At 58.3% G+C, this 18,483-nt stretch carries 19 protein-coding genes and 1 tRNA gene; 15 read left to right on the top strand and 5 right to left on the bottom strand.

The annotated features are described in order from the left end of the window. Positions 1-25 precede the first annotated feature (25 nt). Positions 26-1,453, top strand: coding sequence for a DegQ family serine endoprotease (locus ACW9JC_RS04340; RefSeq protein WP_416130546.1), 1,428 nt, complete (start codon positions 26-28; stop codon positions 1,451-1,453). Between the two features lie 63 nt (positions 1,454-1,516). On the opposite strand, the gene ACW9JC_RS04335 is transcribed toward ACW9JC_RS04340, so the two are convergent. Further along, complete coding sequence (locus ACW9JC_RS04335) at positions 1,517-2,950, bottom strand: M48 family metalloprotease (protein WP_338585222.1); 1,434 nt, start codon at positions 2,948-2,950, stop codon at positions 1,517-1,519. Positions 2,951-3,048: 98 nt separating this feature from the next. On the opposite strand from ACW9JC_RS04335, the gene ACW9JC_RS04330 reads away from it, so the two are divergent. Both ACW9JC_RS04330 and ACW9JC_RS04325 read left to right on the top strand, forming a co-directional pair. Beyond that, positions 3,049-3,288 carry a sulfurtransferase TusA family protein gene (locus ACW9JC_RS04330; RefSeq protein ID WP_338585223.1) on the top strand — a complete coding sequence of 80 codons (240 nt, stop codon included), beginning with the start codon at positions 3,049-3,051 and terminating at the stop codon, positions 3,286-3,288. Positions 3,289-3,319: 31 nt separating this feature from the next. Then, positions 3,320-4,390 carry an AI-2E family transporter gene (locus ACW9JC_RS04325; RefSeq protein WP_338585224.1) on the top strand — a complete coding sequence of 357 codons (1,071 nt, stop codon included), beginning with the start codon at positions 3,320-3,322 and terminating at the stop codon, positions 4,388-4,390. Between the two features lie 52 nt (positions 4,391-4,442). Here the strand turns inward: ACW9JC_RS04325 and ACW9JC_RS04320 are convergent, their stop codons facing one another. Both ACW9JC_RS04320 and ACW9JC_RS04315 read right to left on the bottom strand, forming a co-directional pair. Next, the gene (locus ACW9JC_RS04320; RefSeq protein WP_457453807.1) at positions 4,443-4,916 is read right to left on the bottom strand and encodes a peroxiredoxin; all 474 of its coding nucleotides are present in this window, start codon (positions 4,914-4,916) and stop codon (positions 4,443-4,445) included. Between the two features lie 11 nt (positions 4,917-4,927). After that, positions 4,928-5,488: a glycine cleavage system protein R gene (locus ACW9JC_RS04315; protein ID WP_007979776.1), complete on the bottom strand. Its 561-nt coding sequence runs from the start codon at positions 5,486-5,488 to the stop codon at positions 4,928-4,930. Between the two features lie 327 nt (positions 5,489-5,815). Between ACW9JC_RS04315 and dapA the strand changes: the two genes are divergently transcribed. The 8 genes from dapA (at position 5,816) to ACW9JC_RS04275 (ending at position 11,538) form a co-directional block, all read left to right on the top strand. Beyond that, a complete protein-coding gene (gene dapA, locus ACW9JC_RS04310) occupies positions 5,816-6,694 on the top strand; it encodes a 4-hydroxy-tetrahydrodipicolinate synthase (RefSeq protein ID WP_416130541.1) in 879 nt (292 codons plus the stop codon). A gap of 17 nt (positions 6,695-6,711) precedes the next feature. Then, a complete protein-coding gene (gene bamC / locus ACW9JC_RS04305; protein WP_338585226.1) occupies positions 6,712-7,827 on the top strand; it encodes an outer membrane protein assembly factor BamC in 1,116 nt (371 codons plus the stop codon). A 4-nt stretch (positions 7,828-7,831) separates the two neighbouring features. Further along, on the top strand, positions 7,832-8,590 hold the full coding sequence (locus ACW9JC_RS04300) for an MBL fold metallo-hydrolase (protein ID WP_457453806.1): 759 nt from the start codon (positions 7,832-7,834) through the stop codon (positions 8,588-8,590). A 28-nt stretch (positions 8,591-8,618) separates the two neighbouring features. After that, the gene (gene purC / locus ACW9JC_RS04295; RefSeq protein WP_338585228.1) at positions 8,619-9,332 is read left to right on the top strand and encodes a phosphoribosylaminoimidazolesuccinocarboxamide synthase; all 714 of its coding nucleotides are present in this window, start codon (positions 8,619-8,621) and stop codon (positions 9,330-9,332) included. A gap of 83 nt (positions 9,333-9,415) precedes the next feature. After that, positions 9,416-9,505, top strand: a tRNA-Ser gene (locus tag ACW9JC_RS04290). Positions 9,506-9,802: 297 nt separating this feature from the next. Next, complete coding sequence (locus ACW9JC_RS04285; RefSeq protein ID WP_338585229.1) at positions 9,803-9,994, top strand: YegP family protein; 192 nt, start codon at positions 9,803-9,805, stop codon at positions 9,992-9,994. 194 nt (positions 9,995-10,188) lie between these two features. Then, the gene (locus ACW9JC_RS04280) at positions 10,189-11,115 is read left to right on the top strand and encodes a LysR family transcriptional regulator (protein WP_448106700.1); all 927 of its coding nucleotides are present in this window, start codon (positions 10,189-10,191) and stop codon (positions 11,113-11,115) included. 57 nt (positions 11,116-11,172) lie between these two features. Further along, on the top strand, positions 11,173-11,538 hold the full coding sequence (locus ACW9JC_RS04275; RefSeq protein WP_457453803.1) for a 5-carboxymethyl-2-hydroxymuconate Delta-isomerase: 366 nt from the start codon (positions 11,173-11,175) through the stop codon (positions 11,536-11,538). Positions 11,539-11,541: 3 nt separating this feature from the next. On the opposite strand, the gene ACW9JC_RS04270 is transcribed toward ACW9JC_RS04275, so the two are convergent. Together ACW9JC_RS04270 and ACW9JC_RS04265 are read right to left on the bottom strand one after the other, a co-directional pair. Then, positions 11,542-12,474 carry a LysR substrate-binding domain-containing protein gene (locus tag ACW9JC_RS04270; protein WP_457453802.1) on the bottom strand — a complete coding sequence of 311 codons (933 nt, stop codon included), beginning with the start codon at positions 12,472-12,474 and terminating at the stop codon, positions 11,542-11,544. 169 nt (positions 12,475-12,643) lie between these two features. After that, positions 12,644-13,825 (bottom strand): cyanate transporter, encoded by a 1,182-nt coding sequence (locus ACW9JC_RS04265; RefSeq protein WP_457453800.1) that lies wholly within the window; start codon positions 13,823-13,825, stop codon positions 12,644-12,646. 319 nt (positions 13,826-14,144) lie between these two features. On the opposite strand from ACW9JC_RS04265, the gene ACW9JC_RS04260 reads away from it, so the two are divergent. The 4 genes from ACW9JC_RS04260 (at position 14,145) to ACW9JC_RS04245 (ending at position 18,393) form a co-directional block, all read left to right on the top strand. After that, the gene (locus ACW9JC_RS04260; protein ID WP_457453798.1) at positions 14,145-15,794 is read left to right on the top strand and encodes a phosphoethanolamine transferase; all 1,650 of its coding nucleotides are present in this window, start codon (positions 14,145-14,147) and stop codon (positions 15,792-15,794) included. A 121-nt stretch (positions 15,795-15,915) separates the two neighbouring features. Then, positions 15,916-17,049, top strand: a complete 1,134-nt coding sequence (rnd, locus tag ACW9JC_RS04255) for a ribonuclease D (RefSeq protein WP_457453797.1) — start codon at positions 15,916-15,918, stop codon at positions 17,047-17,049. Beyond that, entirely contained in the window at positions 17,046-17,339 is a 294-nt protein-coding gene (locus ACW9JC_RS04250; RefSeq protein ID WP_150704632.1) for a YcgL domain-containing protein, read from the top strand. Before rnd ends, ACW9JC_RS04250 begins: the two co-directional genes overlap by 4 nt. Before the next feature lie 121 nt (positions 17,340-17,460). Continuing rightward, positions 17,461-18,393, top strand: a complete 933-nt coding sequence (locus ACW9JC_RS04245; RefSeq protein WP_457453794.1) for a D-2-hydroxyacid dehydrogenase — start codon at positions 17,461-17,463, stop codon at positions 18,391-18,393. Positions 18,394-18,483: the final 90 nt, after the last annotated feature.

The following is an 18,483-nucleotide window of genomic DNA, read 5'->3' as shown; positions in this document are numbered from 1 at the left end:
CCATGCTCGTCGTAACGGGAGCCGTATGTCGATACCACGCTTGAAGTCTTATCTCTCCATTTTTGCCACCGTGCTGGTGCTCGGTCAGGCTGTCACTGCGCAAGCGGTCGAACTGCCTGATTTCACGCAACTGGTCGAGCAGGCCTCGCCCGCGGTGGTGAACATCAGTACCACGCAGAAGCTGCCGGATCGCAAGGTCAACCAGCAGATGCCTGACCTCGAAGGCTTGCCGCCGATGCTGCGCGAGTTCTTCGAACGTGGCATGCCGCCACAACCGCGCTCGCCTCGCGGTGATCGTCAGCGTGAAGCCCAGTCCCTGGGTTCGGGTTTCATCATTTCGCCTGACGGCTACATCCTGACCAACAACCACGTGATTGCCGACGCCGACGAAATTCTCGTGCGTCTCGCTGACCGCAGCGAAATGAAGGCCAAGCTGGTCGGTACCGATCCGCGTTCCGACGTGGCATTGCTGAAAATCGAAGGCAAGGATCTGCCGGTTTTGAAACTCGGTAAATCCCAGGATCTGAAGGCCGGCCAATGGGTTGTGGCAATCGGTTCGCCGTTCGGCTTTGACCATACCGTGACCCAAGGCATCGTCAGTGCCGTCGGTCGCAGCCTGCCGAACGAAAACTATGTGCCGTTCATCCAGACCGACGTGCCGATCAACCCGGGTAACTCGGGTGGCCCGTTGTTCAACCTGAACGGCGAAGTGGTCGGGATCAACTCGCAGATCTACACCCGTTCCGGCGGCTTCATGGGGGTGTCGTTCGCGATTCCTATCGACGTGGCCATGGACGTTTCCAACCAGCTGAAAAGCGGTGGCAAGGTCAGCCGTGGCTGGTTGGGTGTCGTGATTCAGGAAGTGAACAAGGATCTGGCCGAGTCGTTCGGTCTGGACAAACCGGCTGGTGCGCTGGTCGCCCAGATCCAGGATGACGGCCCGGCTGCCAAGGGTGGTCTGCAAGTTGGCGACGTGATCCTGAGCATGAACGGGCAACCGATCGTGATGTCCGCCGATCTGCCACATCTGGTCGGTGCGCTGAAAGCTGGCTCCAAGGCCAATCTGGAAGTGATTCGTGAAGGCAAGCGCAAAAACGTCGAGCTGACGGTTGGCGCGATCCCTGATGAGGACAAAGAACTCGATGCTTTGCCGAAGTCGGGCGCCGAGACCAGCAGTAATCGTCTGGGTGTTTCTGTCGTCGAGTTGACCGCTGAGCAGAAGAAAACCTACGACCTCAAGGGCGGCGTGGTGATCAAGGAAGTGCAGGACGGTCCTGCTTCGATGATCGGCTTGCAGCCAGGTGACGTCATTACTCACCTGAACAATCAGGCAATCGAGTCCACCAAGGAGTTCACCGACATCGCCAAGGCGCTGCCGAAGAATCGTTCGGTGTCGATGCGTGTGTTGCGTCAAGGTCGTGCCAGCTTCATCACCTTCAAACTGGCTGAATAATCCGGTTGTCGGTTGAATAAAAAACCGCCTCGAAAGAGGCGGTTTTTTTATGCCTGAAACAAACTACCCCATCATGTCCTTGATCATGCGTTCCTGCTCCATCAGCTCTCGCTGGCGGGCATCGATGCGTGACGACAGCGGGAAGTTGCTGCCAGCCTTGCGCTTGGCGAAATCCAGTTGCTGGATCGCCTGACGATAGTCGCCGACCAGAGCGAAATACTCGGCGCGCGCCTGATGCAGACCGATGATGTTGCCCGACAGGCCGCGTGTCTCGGCCACCTGATACCACACGTCCGGATCGTCCGGCCGCGATTTGAGCAGGCCTTCCAGTGCTTTTTCCGCATCGGCGGCGCGGTTCTGTTTCAACAACAGGTCGACGCGCACCTGGTTCAGCGGATAGTTGCCCGGGTACTGAGTCAGCATCCGGTCCACCCGGGATTGCGCATCCGCCAGACGGTTGTTGGTGATGTCCAGATCGATCTGAGCGAGGTTGTAGATGATCTCGTTTGGCGACTTGGCCAGCAGCAGCTTGAGATTTTCCCGTGCTTCGTTCAGTTGGCCGCCCTTGATCTGGGCGATAGCCAGGCCGTAGCGAGCGACATCGCTCTTCGGGTTTTCATCCAGTTGCGCGCGGAAGCGCTTGGCGCCCAAGCCCGGAGTTTCCTCGTATATCAGCTGCACCCGTGCGCGAATCAGTTGATAGCGCACGGTGTCTTCAATACCACCTTTTGGAGCCTGTTCGGCACGGTTGCGGGTGTCGGCGATTCGCGATTCGGTGACCGGGTGAGTCAGCAGGAATTCCGGTGGCTTGGCGTCGAAGCGATACTGACGCCCAAGGCGTTCGAACATGGTGGGCATCGAGCGCGGATCGTAACCGGCCTTTTCCAGATTGAGGATGCCGATGCGGTCGGCTTCCTGTTCGTTCTGGCGCGAGAAACGCCGCTGCTCCTGAATTGCCGCCGCCTGCGTACCCGCAATGGCGGCGATCCCGGCATCACCGGCACCGGCCGCGGCAATCACGATCCCGGCCAGCAATGCAGCCATCATCGGCACTTGCATGCGCTGTTGCGCTTCGACGCCACGGGCAAAGTGCCGTTGCGACAAGTGAGCCAATTCGTGCGCCAGTACCGAGGCATATTCGCCTTCGGTCTGGGCGTTGAGAAACAGGCCGCCGTTGACCCCGACAATCCCGCCAGGTGCCGCAAAGGCGTTGAGCTGAGGGCTGTTGATCAGGATGAACTCAAGACGCCGGTCATTGACCTGGCTGGTCTCTACCAAACGGTAAACGCTGGACTCGACATAGTCCTTGAGCTGCGGATCGTTGAGTTGCGAGACCTGGCTGCGCAACAGCGCGAGCCAGGCGCGACCCAACTGGTATTCCTGCTGTGGCGAGACAATGGCAGAACTGGCGTCGCCGAGTGACGGCAGGTCGTCGGCGAAGCCCGGTGAGGCGAGCAGGCAAGCGAGCGTCAGCAGGGTAGGGCGCAAAAAAGTCATGCACAAAGCCTTAGTCGACAAAGACCTTACTGTAGCCGGACACCAGCCTTGCGACCAGATATTCTAGGCAACTCGACTACGTGACCCGGAGTAATGCAATGATCGATGCTGTAGCCCATGACGTTGAGCTGGACGCCAGCGGCCTGAATTGTCCGTTGCCGTTGCTCAAGGCCAAGATGGAGCTCAATCGAATGGCCAGCGGTGCGGTGCTCAAGGTGATCGCCACCGATGCGGGTTCGCAGCGTGACTTTCGCACCTTTGCCCGATTGGCCGGTCATACGCTGCTTCGTGAAGAAGATGAGGCGGGCGTGTACCGCTACTGGTTGAAAAAGGCCTGAAACCTGCGGCATTTGTTCTTAAGGATTATTGATGTTCAAAGTGTTACGCGACTGGATTCAGCGCTACTTCTCCGATGAAGAAGCCGTGGTTCTGGCAGTCCTGCTGTTTCTTGCGTTCACCGCCGTGCTCACGCTTGGCGGCATGCTGGCGCCGGTGCTGGCCGGGATGGTGCTGGCGTACCTGATGCAGGGCCTGGTGCTGACCCTCGAGCGCTTGCGCGTGCCTGGCGGGGTGGCGGTGGGTTTGGTCTTTGCGCTGTTCATGGGGGTGTTGCTGGTATTCATCGTGGTCGTGGTGCCGCTGCTCTGGCATCAGTTGATCACCTTGTTCAACGAGTTGCCCGGCATGCTCGCCAAGTGGCAGTCGCTGTTGTTGCTGTTGCCGGAACGCTATCCACATCTGGTGTCCGATGAACAGGTGCTGCAAGCCATCGAGGTGGCACGGGGCGAGATCGGCAAGTTCGGGCAATGGGCGCTGACCTTCTCGCTGTCGAGTCTGCCGCTGTTGGTCAACATCATGATCTATCTGGTGCTGGTGCCGATCCTGGTGTTCTTCTTCCTCAAGGACCGGGCCATGATTGGCCAGTGGGTGCGCGGCTACCTGCCCCGTGAGCGAGCGCTGATCACCCGTGTCGCCCATGAAATGAACCGACAGATTGCCAATTACATTCGTGGCAAGGTCATCGAGATTTTCATTTGCGGCGGCGTGACCTACATCGCGTTCGTCGTCCTGGAGCTGAACTACGCGGCGCTGCTGGCGTTGCTGGTGGGGATTTCGGTGGTGGTGCCCTACGTCGGCGCCGTGGTGGTGACGGTGCCGGTGTTTCTGATTGCGCTGTTCCAGTGGGGCTGGAGCGACCAGTTCATTTATTTGATGGCGGTTTACGGGATCATCCAGACACTGGATGGCAACGTGCTGGTGCCGTTGCTGTTCTCCGAGGCGGTCAATCTGCACCCGGTGGCGATCATCTGTGCGGTGCTGTTGTTTGGCGGGCTGTGGGGATTCTGGGGCGTGTTCTTTGCGATTCCCCTGGCGACGCTGTTCAAGGCGGTGCTTGATGCGTGGCCGCGTAAGGAGCCAGTGGTGGCGCCGTTGCTTTAAAAGTGTGTTGATAAAAAAATCGCAGCTCAGGGCTGCGATTTTTTTTGGATGATCAGGCCTCGTTCAGCGCCTGAGCCGCGGCCAGTACCGCATCGACATGCCCCGGCACCTTCACGCCACGCCATTCCTGACGCAATACGCCATCCTTGTCGATCAGGAACGTGCTGCGATCCACGCCCATGTATTCCTTGCCGTATAGTTTTTTCAGCTTGATCACGTCGAACAGCTGGCAAAGCGCCTCTTCCTTGTCGCTGATCAGCTCGAAAGTGAACGCTTGCTTGGCCTTGAAGTTTTCATGGGATTTCAGGCTGTCGCGGGAAACGCCAAACACTTCGGTGTTGGCCGCTTTAAAGGCGTCCAATTGGTCGCGAAAGCCCTGGCCCTGGGTGGTGCAACCCGGCGTGCTGTCCTTCGGATAGAAGTAGATCACCACTTGCTTGCCTTTGAGGCTCGCGAGGCTGACGGTCTGCCCGCTGGTGGCGGGTGCTTCGAAGTCGGCAACCGGTTGGTCGAGTGCAACGGCCATGAAAAGCTTCCTTACATTGGGTTCTGTGGGCGCCACGGTTCGATCAGGGCGTCCAGGTTCAACGCATCGGCGAAATCCAGGAACTGATCGCGCAACCAGCTGATTTGCACGCCGGCAGGCAAGGTCACGGTAAACGTGGCGTTGAGCATGGTGCCGCCGGTTTGCGGAGCCTGATAGGTGTCGCAGGTCAGGTTTTCCAGCTCGACGTTATGGTCCATGAAGAACTGGCACAGCTCGTTGATGATGTCCGAGCGATAGGCCGAGCTTACATAGGCGACATAAGGCAAAGCCTGGGGACGGTTCTCCAACGCCGCGCTGCGCACCACGTTGACGGTGAACGCGTGCCGTTTGGCCAGCACTGGCAGGCTGCCTTCCAAACGCGCCAGGGCATCCCAGCTGCCGGAGATTTCGAGGACCAGCGCACTGCACTCGCCATGACGGGTCAGGCGGGAAGTAACCACGGCGCAGCGATTTTCATGGCTGGCGCGGCACAGGACGTTAGTCAGCTCCATGGGGTTGGCGCCGAGGGCACTGATGACAAGGAATTGTTCGCGAACTGTGGGGGTGGACATGCAGCATTCCTAAAGCGATGAGCGGTCGGTACTTTTATCGGCTTGTTTTACCGGGGCGAGCCTGCGGATGCGAATTCAGAAAGCCTCAGGCGCAGGTTGCAACGTGCTCCAGTATGGCAGGAACGAGAGGTGGCAACGCTGGAATGGGGCTTGTGATGCCGAAAATGGAGGCAGAAACCCGGCGTACGAGCTTGTCAGTACCGATCAAAGTCTGAAGGGTAGCGAAAAGCAGCGCCAAGGGGAATGGCGGCAGCGCAGTACTTCGCTTGTACAAGCATCTTGGCGCCAGTACCATTACGGCTCTCTTTTTCCGGCAGGAGCGGTTGCATGATTGCGGGCAGTATGGTGGCACTGGTCACACCCATGGATGCACAGGGTCGTCTCGACTGGGACAGCCTGAGCAAACTGGTGGACTTTCACCTGCAAAACGGCACCCACGCCATCGTGGCGGTCGGCACTACAGGTGAGTCGGCCACCCTTGATGTGAACGAACACATCGAAGTGATCCGCGCCGTGGTCAAGCAGGTCAACGGTCGTATTCCGGTGATCGCCGGTACCGGCGCCAACTCGACTCGTGAAGCCGTCGAGCTGACCCGTAACGCCAAAGAGGCCGGCGCCGACGCCTGCCTGCTGGTGGTGCCGTATTACAACAAGCCGACTCAGGAAGGCCTGTACCAGCACTTCAAGCACATCGCTGAATCCGTCGACATCCCTCAGATCCTCTATAACGTTCCTGGCCGCACCTCCTGCGACATGCAGGCCGAGACCGTGATCCGCCTGTCCACCGTGCCGAACATCATCGGTATCAAGGAAGCCACTGGCGACCTGGTGCGTGCCAAGGCGATCATTGATGGCGTAAGCAAGGACTTCATCGTTCTTTCCGGCGATGATCCGACGGCGGTCGAGCTCATCCTGCTCGGCGGCAAGGGCAACATTTCCGTCACCGCCAACGTCGCTCCGCGCGAAATGGCCGATCTGTGCGAGGCCGCTCTCAAGGGCGACGCCGCGACCGCTCGTGCCATCAACGAAAAACTGATGCCGCTGCACAAAGACCTGTTCATCGAAGCCAACCCGATTCCGGTGAAGTGGGCTTTGGTTGAAATGGGCCTGATGCACGAAGGCATCCGCCTGCCGCTGACCTGGCTGAGCGCACCTTGTCATGAAACGCTTCGCACGGCCCTGCGCCAGTGCAGCGTCCTGGTTTAATTGAGGAAGTACAACGCATGAAGCGAATGGCCGGACTTTCCGCACTTGCCTTGATTATCTCCAGCACCAGTGGCTGCGGATGGATCTGGGGCCCGGAAGGTTATTTCCGTGACCGTGGTAGCGATTACCTGGAAGCGCAACAGACTGCACCGATGCAACTGCCTTCGGACGTCACCACCGCCAAGCGTCTGGATCCGCTGTTGCCGATCCCGCGCAACGTGGCCGATGACACCGCCAAGGGTGAATACGTCGTTCCTCGTCCGCAGCCGTTGTCGGCCGCTGCCGATGCCAGCGCCTACTCCCTGCAGAAGAGCGGCGATACGCGCTCGATCCTGGCGCAGAACCCTCCGGCCGAAGTCTGGCCTGTGGCCGTGCAGTTCTACCAGGACAACGGTTTCCGCCTGGACGAACAGCGCCCGCAAACCGGCGAATTCACTACTACCTGGCAGCGTTCCGACGAACTGTCGGCAGCGATGGCCAAGCGCCTGAGCGCGGCCGGCGTCGCAACCGACAGCGAAACCCGCGTGCGGGTACGCATCGAGCCGGGCGTGCAGCGCAACACCAGCGAAGTCTACGTGGTCAGCGCCGAGCGTCCTGCCGGCAGCACGGCCGACGTCGCGTTCACCAACCGTTCGGTCAACACTGGCCTGGACGCAGCACTGGTCGATGACATGCTCGCGAGCATGAGCCGCATCTCCGAGAAGGGCGGTTCGGTCTCCATGCTGGCGTCCCGTGATTTCGACACCCCAAGCCGTGTCAGCTTGAGCGAAGACGGCAGCGGCAACCCTGTGCTGAACGTCGGCTCGGACCTGGATCGTGCCTGGTCGAGTGTCGGTCGTGCGCTGGAGCAGGGCGAATGGCGTGTTGAGGACATCAACCGCAGCCTTGGCCTGTACTACATCAACCTGGCTGAAAAAGCCGAGAAGAAAGACGACAAGCCAGGCTTCTTCAGCAGCCTGTTCGGCAGCGCGCCGAACAAGGAAGAAGTTGAAGCTCGCGCCGAACGCTATCAGGTTCGCCTGAGCAAGGTGGGCGAAAGCGTCCAGGTCACCGTCGAGAAGAACATCAACACCGTGGCGCCTGCTGACGTGGCGCGCAAAGTGTTGAGCGTGATTCAGGACAATCTGGGCTGATCACATGCGTTTTGCCGTTCTCGGCAGCGGTAGCCAAGGGAACGGCACGCTGATAGCCAGCGCTGATACGTATGTGCTGGTGGATTGTGGTTTCTCCCTGCGGGAAACCGAAAAACGCCTGCTGCGCCTGGGTGTGAACCCTGCGCAGTTGAGCGCGATACTCGTGACCCACGAACATGCCGACCACGTGCATGGCGTGGGTTTGCTGTCTCGGCGCTACAATCTGCCTGTCTACCTCAGTCGCGGGACGTTGCGCGGGATGCGTAAACCCATCGAACCCGCAGGCTTCCTGGCGGGCGGTGAGCAGCTGCAGATCGGCGACTTGAGCATCAGTGTCATTGCCGTGGCCCATGATGCGCAGGAGCCGACGCAATACGTGTTCAGTGACGGTGAGCGGCGCTTCGGCCTGTTGACCGACCTGGGCTCGTACTGCAACAAGGTGATGGAAGGCTATCGGGATCTCGATGCGTTGATGATCGAGGCCAATCATTGCCGTGACAGGCTGGCTCGCGGTCACTACCCGTACTTTCTCAAGCAGCGGGTGGGCGGCGAACTGGGACATTTGAACAACCACCAGGCGGCATTCCTGGTGTCCGAGTTGGGCTGGAAAGACCTGCAGCACCTGGTCCTGGCTCATCTGAGCAGCAAGAACAACCTGCCGCAGCTGGCCCGGCAATGTTTTGTCGACACCCTCGGGTGCGACCCGGACTGGCTGCAACTGGCCGATCAAGATTCAGGGCTCGACTGGCGACACATCGCCTAGCCCATCTACTTAGCAAGCGGAGCCCATCATGGAAAAACGTGAAGAACTCTACCGCGGCAAAGCCAAATCGGTTTACAAGACCGACGACGCTGACCGCTTGATCCTGCTGTTTCGCAACGACACCTCGGCGTTCGACGGCAAGCGCATTGAGCAGCTCGACCGCAAAGGCATGGTGAACAACAAGTTCAACGCCTTCATCATGCAGAAACTCGAAGCGGCCGGCGTACCGACCCAATTCGACAAACTGCTGGGCGACAACGAGTGCCTGGTGAAGAAGCTGGACATGATCCCGGTCGAGTGCGTCGTGCGTAACTACGCCGCCGGCAGCCTGGTCAAGCGTCTGGGTGTTGAAGAGGGCTTGAAGCTCAACCCTTACACCTTCGAACTGTTCCTGAAGGACGACGCCAAGGGCGATCCGTTCATCAACGAATCCCACGTCGTGGCGTTCGGTTGGGGCACCGCCGAGCAACTGGTTCGCATGAAAGAACTGTCGCTCAAGGTCAACGAAGTCCTGAGCAAACTGTTCGACGACGCCGGCCTGCTGCTGGTCGACTTCAAACTGGAATTCGGCGTATTCAGCGACGGCTCCATCGTCCTGGGCGACGAGTTCAGCCCTGACGGCTGCCGCCTGTGGGACAAGGACACCAAGAAGAAGATGGACAAAGACCGCTTCCGCCAAGGCCTCGGTGACGTCATCGAAGCCTACGAAGAAGTCGCCAAGCGTCTGGGCGTACCGCTTTAACCGACGCAAGCATCTGATAGCACAGAAATATTTTGCTCAGGGGGTTCGCTTCCGGCAAAAGTGTTGTTATGATGCGCGCCGTTGGAGAGATGCCAGAGTGGCCGAATGGGACGGATTCGAAATCCGTTGTACCTTCACCGGTACCTAGGGTTCGAATCCCTATCTCTCCGCCATTACATAGAAAAAGCCCCGTAGCTGAAAAGTTACGGGGCTTTTTTGTTTGTCCGGGGTTTCTGGTGTCGGACCCAAGAGTGTTCCCGCGTAAGAAAAATATGCCTTTTCACGGGAAAACTTACCTATCCAAGTCACTCGATTTACCGGTCCCCGAATTCATTGGTCCTCCGGTAATTCAGGGCTTTCCCTGCGAAATATCCCCTGACATTCAAACACTCCGCACCAGTAAATCCTCCTCTACTCTGGTTTTCGCAGGTCACTGATCTGCCGTAACCAGCAATCGCAAGGAGCGATCAATGTATTTTGAGATTTACAGGCAAACCCGTGGCTCTGTCATGACTGGAAAAGGTCAGTGGCGGTGGCGTTTGCGGGCGGGGAATCATGAAACGATTGCCAGTGGCGAGGCTTACGTCAACAGGTCGGATTGCGTGCATGCGATCAGCTTGATCAAGGGGACTTGCGATCAGACGCCGGTCAATGAGATCTAGGCTTGAAGCGGTGAAGCTGCTCAGTCAGAGCAGCTTCGTTTCATCCGGGCGATCTTATGGCTTTGAGTGCAGGACCAGCGTGTGAGCGCGTTTGCATTAAACGCAAAAATGCCTGAAACATTTGTTTACTCACATAGACGCCGGTTGCGGCAGCTCCCTAAACTGTCGACAGTGAATGGGCGCGGGGGCAATGGATGAATCGCAACGAACTACGCAAGGCCGACATCAACCTGATGGTGGTGTTTGAAACGTTGATGCTTGAGCGCAACGTCACCAAGGTGGCGAAGAAGCTGTTTCTCGGTCAGCCGACCATCAGTTCGGCGCTCAATCGCTTGCGTACGATGTTCAATGACCCGCTGTTCATTCGCGTCGGTCATCGCATGGAGCCGACCGCACGGGCCGAAGAGATCTTCCGACACCTTTCGCCGGCGCTGGATTCGTTGTCGGTGGCGTTGAGCCTGACCCACGATTTCGACCCGAGCAGCAGCACCATGACCTTTCGAATCGGCATGTCCGATGATGTCGAGTTTGGCCTGTTGCCGCCGCTTCTACGCGCTTTGCGCCAGGAAGCGCCGAAGGTGGTGTTCGTGGTGCAGAACGTCGATTACTGGCGGATTCCCGACTTGCTGGCCTCCGGCGACATAACGGTTGGTGTCAGCCAGACGCGCGGTCTGCCGGCCAACGCCAAGCGCAAGTTACTGCGGCACATCCATCCTTGTGTACTGCGTGCCGATGCGTCCGATACTCCGCTGACCGTTGATGAATATTGCAATCGCCCGCATGTGCTGGTGTCCCATATTGCCAACGTCAGCGGCTTCGCCGATGAGTGGCTGGCGCAGATCGGTCGTTCGCGTCAGGTCGTGCTCTCGGTGCCGCAATACAGTTCATTGCCCGCGTTGTTGGCAGGGACCGATCTGATTGCCAGCTTGCCGGATTACACCGCCGAGGCCATGGCAGCATCGGGTCAGCTGTACAAAGAGCCATTTCCGTTCAAGACCCCGACGCTTGAACTGTCGATGGTCTGGCTGAGCCACGTCGACAGTGATCCTGCCGAACGCTGGTTGCGTTCACGGCTTGAAGCGTTCATGGGTGAGCGCAATCTGTTGTCGTTGCCCCAGTGAGCAGGGATGCACTGTGTTATATGTACGAACTTTCCGCCGACCTACAGGAGTGAAACCATGCCTCACCTGCACTTGGAATACACCGCCAACCTGCCTGACCTGAACGCCGATGTGGCGTTGACGCGGCTGAACAATACGCTGGTGGGTTCTGGTCAGTTCAGTGCTGAATCCGACATCAAGAGTCGCGCGGTGAAGGTCGAGACATTCAAGGTCGGTACGGCATTGGCGGAGCGGGCGTTTGTGCACGTGAAACTGGCGCTGTTGAGTGGTCGTTCGCCGCAGATCAAACGGCAGTTGTCCGAAAGCCTGCTGGTGGTGGTGAAGGGTCTGTGTGAATGGCCGGCGGGCGTTGAGGTCCAGTTGTGCGTGGAGATCCTCGACATCGATCGCGAGTCTTACGCCAAGGCCGCCATTGGCGCTTGAGTTTCAGATTCCCGGTTCTACGCAGGCCTTGAGCACTTGCTCACGCAGCCAGGTGTTGGCGCTGTCCTGATCGACGCTTTTGCTCCATTGCATGTCGAGGGTGAATCCCGGCAAGCCATTGGGCACTTCGCAGTGATCGAAGACGGCATCATTGGCTAGCAATCGTTGGATGCGCCGCGGCAGAGTGAGGGCGAAGTCGGTACCGGTGATCAACTTTAATGCCGCACTGTAGCTGTTGGCTCGCGCAACGATCTGTCGTTGCCGGGCTTGTTGCGCCAACCAGCCATCGACCATGTTGGTGGTGGATGTCCAGGGCGTCGGGAACACATGCCGGCGCTCGGTAAAGGTTTGCAGGCTCAAGCGCGGTTCGCGCGGGGTGGCGCGTTTGTCGAAGACGCAGACCAGATCATCTTCCAGTAGCGTGCGCGAGTTGAAGTCGCCATGGCTGCGATGAAAGTTCGGACCGAAACCGATCACCAGATCAAGGCTGCCATCACGCAATGCTTCTGCCGGGATGTCTGTTTCAAGCTTGTGCACATTGACCATCACCGGCAGGTCGGCAAAGGCGAAGTTCTTCAACAGGCGCGGCAATACCAGTTGCTCGAAGTATTCCGGTGCGCAAATGTTGAACGTCGCCGGTTGCAGGGTCGGATCGAACGCGGGTGCGCCGGCGTGGCACAGATTGATGCTTTCGAGGATCTTCAGCACGTGTGGATACATGCTGCCGGCCTTGTAAGTGGGGCGCATGCCAGTGCGGGTGTTGATGAACAGTTCATCTTCAAAGCCATTGCGCAGCTTTTTCAGGCAGTAGCTCACGGTGGACTGGCTGACGCACAGCGTCTCGGAGACCCCGGTGACGCTGTTCTGCTCATACACGGCGACGAACACCATGAAGTCCTGCATATCCAGTTTTCTTAGAGCGTTGCTGTTCAGCATCCATTCCGTCTCGCGGTGCTCGTTGCGCTAACCGTACGCAATCTCGTGCGAATGATCCTAGCGGAATGCAGGAGCGAGGTGAACATAGCGTGTAACTCAGCGTTTTTCCGAGTATTAGCCAACAGAATATCAACAACGTCAGCGTGCCGACTCCGACCAGGACTGCGGATCAGTGAATGTGTCGGGCGTAGTGTCGAGGATTGAACCGCAACGCTATGAGCAACATCAGGACCATCACGCCGGTGAGTGACCACCAGGCCCATTCAAAGCTGCCGAGCTTGTCGCGGATCATTCCGGCGATCAACGGCGAGAGTCCGGCGATCATGTAGCCGATGCCCTGGACGAAGGCGGTCAGGCCACCGGCGCGGTGGGGATCATCCACGTGATCGAGCGACACGATCAAGCTTATTGGAAACAGGCCACCAATTCCCAGGCCCAACAGGCACGGCCAGAGCAGACTCAGATGCTGCGGAGTGAGCGTCAACCCGCAGAAGCCGGCGATTATCAGCGTCAGCAATACCACCAACACCAGGCGTCGGTCGCGGCTGCGGTTGGCGATGGCGGGAGTTACCAGGCCTGAGAATACTTCCATGGCCGTCAAGAAACCCAGCAGCAATCCGGCGTTTTGTTCGCTCCAGCCTTTTTCCACGTAATACGGTGCCAGCCAGGCCAGCACACAGGTGTAGGAAGCCGTGCCCAGACCAAAGAAGAGAGCGAGCAACCAGGCCCGGGAGTTGGCGAAGAAGAATGGGGTGCTCGAAGACTTCCGGCCCTGCGACGTCTCTGCGCGATGGGTGCACCAGAACAGCAATGCCAAAACCGCCAGCAGCGCCCAGATTGCCAGCCCCACACGCCAGCTGCCGGTGCTGGCCATCACCAGTGGTGCGAATGATGCGGCGATGGCTGCGCCGCCCATGATCGATGTGACGTACAGCCCCATGCACAGGGCAACATTGTCGCTGAAGCGGGATTTAATCAGCACAGGCATCAACGCCTGAATCAGCGCGATACCGATACCAGCCAGTACGGCGCTGAGGATCAGTTCGGCCGCCGAATCAAGAAACAGTCGCGATACTGTGGCGATACCGATGATCAACAGAGAAAGCATGACGGTGCGTTGTGAGCCGAGGCGTTGACTGATTGCAAGCCCGAAGAACATCGCCAACCCCATGGCCATTATCGGCAGCATGGTCAGCAATGAGGCCAGGCTAAAGCTAAGCGGAATTTCGCCACGAATCGCGGACAGCAAAGGTCCGACCGCAGCCATGGAGGGTCGCAGGTTCAAAGCAACGAGAACGATGCCAAGCATGAGCCAGAGGGCAGGGCGGGAGGTTGCGCGAATGTTTTCCATCTACGGTCCTTGAAAAGTAGGGCGTCGATTAGGCGCGCTGGGGCTGGAGGCGGCAAATCAGAAAACCCGGGCCGTTATCTAAAAAATAAATACGGCTCGGCAGCGCTTTTGCAGGGGGCACTAATGGACGCTTGCCCTGAACCACAGCTGAACCATTCTCAAATAAGTTGAAAGTTTAAGAAGAATCGGCAAAGCCAACTAATCGTTGGCTTCTTTTTCACAAAAAATTGATGGTCGGCTGCCTAGAGTTAGTGCTGTCGCGGTAAATGAAATTTTCACATTTATCGACGGTACTTCTTTTCAGGAACAGCCGATCATCATGTTGAAGATTAAAGCCGTGCGCCCGGAGTGGGTGACACTCATTGTCAGCGCCTTTTTATTGACCGCTTTCAATTTTGTATTGTGGCGGCATCTGTTCGATATCACCGCGGCCGACGGTAAAGGCATCGTCATGCGTGTGGCTTTCGGAGCGATGATTCTCGCGGCGTTCAACATTGTGCTGACCCTGCTGGCGTTCCGGCCTGTCATGAAACCAGTCCTGACTGTGCTGTTCATGGTCAGTGCCGGCGTGGCGTACTTCATGAGCCAATATGGCGTCTTGATCGATGCAGGTATGTTTCGCAACTTTGCGGAAACCAATGCCACCGAAGTTCGAGATTTACTGTCGATCAAGTTGCTTGTTTATATTGTGTTGCTCGGTGTTTTACCCTCGTGGTTGTTGTGGAAAACCCCGATTAACTATCGTCGCTGGCATCGTGAGTTATTAAGTAAGGTGCTGGTCAGTGTTGCATCGGCGGCGGTGATTGGTGGTGTGGCGCTGATTAACTACCAGGGCCTTTCTTCGTTGTTCCGCAATCACCATGAGTTGCGGCTTATGGTGGTGCCGAGCAACTACATCGGCGCCTCGTTCGGTTACTTGCGTGAACAGGTTGCGTCTGCGCAGCAACCTTTCACTCAGCTCGGTGAAGATGCCCAGCGAAACCCCGTCTGGCAAAACCACGGTCGCAAGTCCCTGACCGTTCTGGTGGTGGGTGAAAGTGCCCGGGCCGAGAATTTCGGCATCCTCGGTTATGACCGCGACACCACGCCGCAACTGGATAAAGAAGCCGGTCTGATCGCGTTCACCGATGTGCATTCTTGCGGCACGGAAACTGCTGTGTCGGTGCCTTGCATGTTTTCCAACATGGGGCGCAAGGATTACAACGCCAGCAAGGCAAAGAATGAAGAAGGCTTGCTGGATGTACTCAAGCGTGCAGGACTCGACGTAATCTGGCGTGACAACCAGTCTGGCTGCAAAGGCACTTGTGATCGGGTCACGCTGGATGATGTCAGCAATCTGAAAGACCCGGTGTTGTGTGCCAACAGTGAATGTCGCGACGAAATTTTGTTGCAAGGGCTGCAGCACTTTATCGACAACCTGGATAAAGACACTGTATTGGTGTTGCACCAAATGGGCAGTCACGGCCCTGAATATTTCAAACGCTACCCGAAAGAGTACGAACGCTTTACCCCGGTGTGTGAAAGCAATGCGCTGAACAATTGCAGCCGCGAAAGTATCGTCAACGGTTACGACAACACGCTGGTGTATACCGATCACGTGCTGTCGACCCTGATCGATTTACTGCGCAGCAATCAGGACAAAGTCGATACCGCCATGCTTTACCTGTCGGATCACGGCGAGTCCCTGGGTGAATACAACCTGTTCCTCCACGGCACGCCTTACATGCTGGCGCCGGAGCAACAGAAGCATGTGGCGATGCTGGCCTGGTTCTCGGACAGCTATCAGAAGTCGTTCTCGGTGGACACCCATTGCCTGCAAATGAGCCGTGAAAAGCCCCTGAGCCAGGACAACCTGTTCCATTCGATGCTGGGACTGCTGGAGGTCAGCAGCAAGGTCTACAACCAGGACCTGGATATGTTTGCCGGATGCCGTGGGGCGGTGATCGATGGTGTGTTGGCCGATAAATGACCGTATCGGGTGGGCTATTCTCTGGAATGTCAGGTGTTTTCGCTAAAGCTCTTGTTCAGTGGATGCGCGGAAATCGCCGGGGGCGATATATACTGCGCGCCATTCTTCAAGGGAGAGCCGTGTGGCCATCGATATTCACTGGATTCGCGACAACGATAGCCTCGGCCGGTTTTGCGCCGAGTGGCAGCAGTTGCCCTACGTTGCCCTCGACACCGAATTCATGCGGGTCGACACCTTCTATCCGATCGCCGGCCTGTTGCAGGTGGGCGATGGCGTACGCGCTTACCTGATTGATCCGCTGACCATCGACAACTGGCAGCCCCTAGCCGCGTTGCTGGAAAACCCGGCTGTGGTCAAAGTCGTCCATGCCTGCAGTGAAGACCTCGAAGTCCTGCTGCGCCTGACCGGCAGCCTGCCGGTGCCGTTGTTCGATACGCAACTGGCTGCCGCTTACCTGAACCTGGGTTTTTCCATGGGCTATTCGCGGCTGGTGCAGGAAGTGCTCGGCATCGAACTGCCGAAGGGCGAAACCCGCTCCGACTGGCTGCAACGTCCACTTTCGGAAACCCAGATCAGCTACGCCGCCGAAGATGCCGTGCATCTGGCGGAAGTTTTCGTACAGCTGCGTCCGAAGCTTTCCGACGACAAATACGCCTGGGTGCTGGAAGACGGTGCGGAACTTGTGGCCAATCTGCGCCGCGAGATCGACCCATACGAGGTCTATCGCGACGCCAAGCTCGCCTGGAAACTCTCCCGCGCCCAACTCGCCGTGCTACGTGAACTTTGCGCCTGGCGCGAGAAAGAAGCCCGTGCCCGCGACCTGCCGCGTAACCGCATCGTCCGCGAGCATTCGTTGTGGCCGCTGGCACGCACGCAGCCGGACAACCTCGGCGCGTTGGCGAAAATCGAAGACATGCACCCGCGTACCGTGCGTCAGGACGGCGAATTTCTGCTTGATCTGATCAAGCGCTCTGGCAGTGTGTCGCCAGATCAATGGCCGCCAACCGTGCCGGAGCCATTGCCGGTGGACGCCGCCGTGCTGCTCAAACAGCTGAAAGCCATCGGCCAGGCCGAGGCCGAGCGCCTGAACATTGCGCCTGAGCTGATGCTGCGCAAGAAAACCCTGGAAGCGCTGCTCAAGAGCGGCTTCCCCAATGGTCCCTACCAATTGCCTGATTCGCTGCGTGGCTGGCGCCGCGAATTGATGGGCCAGGCGCTGCTCGACAGCCTGGCCACCGCCGGAGAACAGCCTTGAAACGTATTTGCTCCATCTACCGCAGTTCGAAGAGAAACGAGATGTACCTCTATGTGCTCAAGAGCGATGCTCTGGAGCGCGTACCGGAACCGCTGATGGCCGCTTTCGGCAAAGCCATCCACGCCTTCGACCTGGTACTGAGCCCCGAGCGCAAACTGTCGCGCGAGGACATCGCCGTCGTGCTGGAAAATCTCGAGACGCAGGGCTATCACCTGCAAATGCCTCCGGCCGAAGACGAGTACATCGAGCACTTGCCGGAAGAGTTGCTGCGCCGCAACGACCCGATGTAATCGGCAGACAGGTCCTGTTCAGGGCCTCTGTGAAACACTGGAATGATTTTGGCGATGGCCGTGGCGACGCAGGGATACTGCGTCGTCTGCCGTTTGCAGCGTTTTTTTTTAAGGTTGAAGCATGCGCGTTCTGATTGCTGAACACGACCACCCTGTGTACGCCCAATTGCTGCGCGAGGCGGCGCCGGAACTGGAAGTGCTGACCAGCGGCGACTCCGCTGAACTGGCCCGTCAGGCCGCTGAGTGCCCGGTCTGGCTCGGTCAACCTGACCTGTTGGCGACGCTGTTGCGTCAGGGTCACCAACCGCAGTGGCTGCAATCGACCTGGGCGGGAATCACGCCACTGCTGGTCGACGGCTTGCCGCGCCACTATCGTCTGACCCGCGCCGTGGGGATTTTCGGTCAGGTCATGGCCGAATACGTGCTCACCTATATGCTCGGCCATGAGCGCGAAGTACTGGCGCGGCTGGTCAGCCAGGTCGAGCGCAAGTGGGACGGTCGCCATGGCCAAAGCCTGTCGGGGCGCAAGGTGTTGATCGTCGGCACCGGCGACATCGGCCAGACCGTGGCGCAGTTCCTGGTGCCGTTCGGCCTTGAGCTGTACGGAATCGCCAGCAGCGCCCGTGAGCTCGCGCCGTTTGTCGAGGTCGGTTCACTGGAGGACTTGCCGCGTCTGGTGGCTCAAGTGGATTACGTGGTCAATTTGCTGCCAAATACGCCGAATACCCACGATATCTACGATGCGGTGCTGTTCAAGCAATTCAAGCCGACGGGGTTGTTCATCAACGTCGGACGCGGTGTGGCGGTGGTCGATGCGGATTTGGTGGACGCCTTGAAAGAAGGGCATCTGGCGGGGGCGGTGATTGACGTCTGCCGGCAGGAGCCGTTGCCGCAGCGTCATCCGTTCTGGACTGCGTGGGGTTTGTTGCTGACTGGCCACAGCTCGGCACCGACTTCGCCATCCCTGATGGTGAAGCTGTTTGTCGAGAACCTGCGGGCTTATGAGGCGGGTGAGGCGTTGCGCGGGGAAGTGGATTTCGATCGCGGGTATTGAGGCGCAGCGAAAAAGATCGCAGCCTGCGGCAGCTCCTACAGGGTTATGTGTACACCTGTAGGAGCTGCCGAAGGCTGCGATCTTTTGCTT

It is taken from the genome of Pseudomonas sp. SDO5591_S426 (assembly GCF_054070755.1).
The sequence above is the reverse complement of the archived record's forward strand: the minus strand, read 5'-3'. Positions and strand labels throughout refer to the sequence as shown.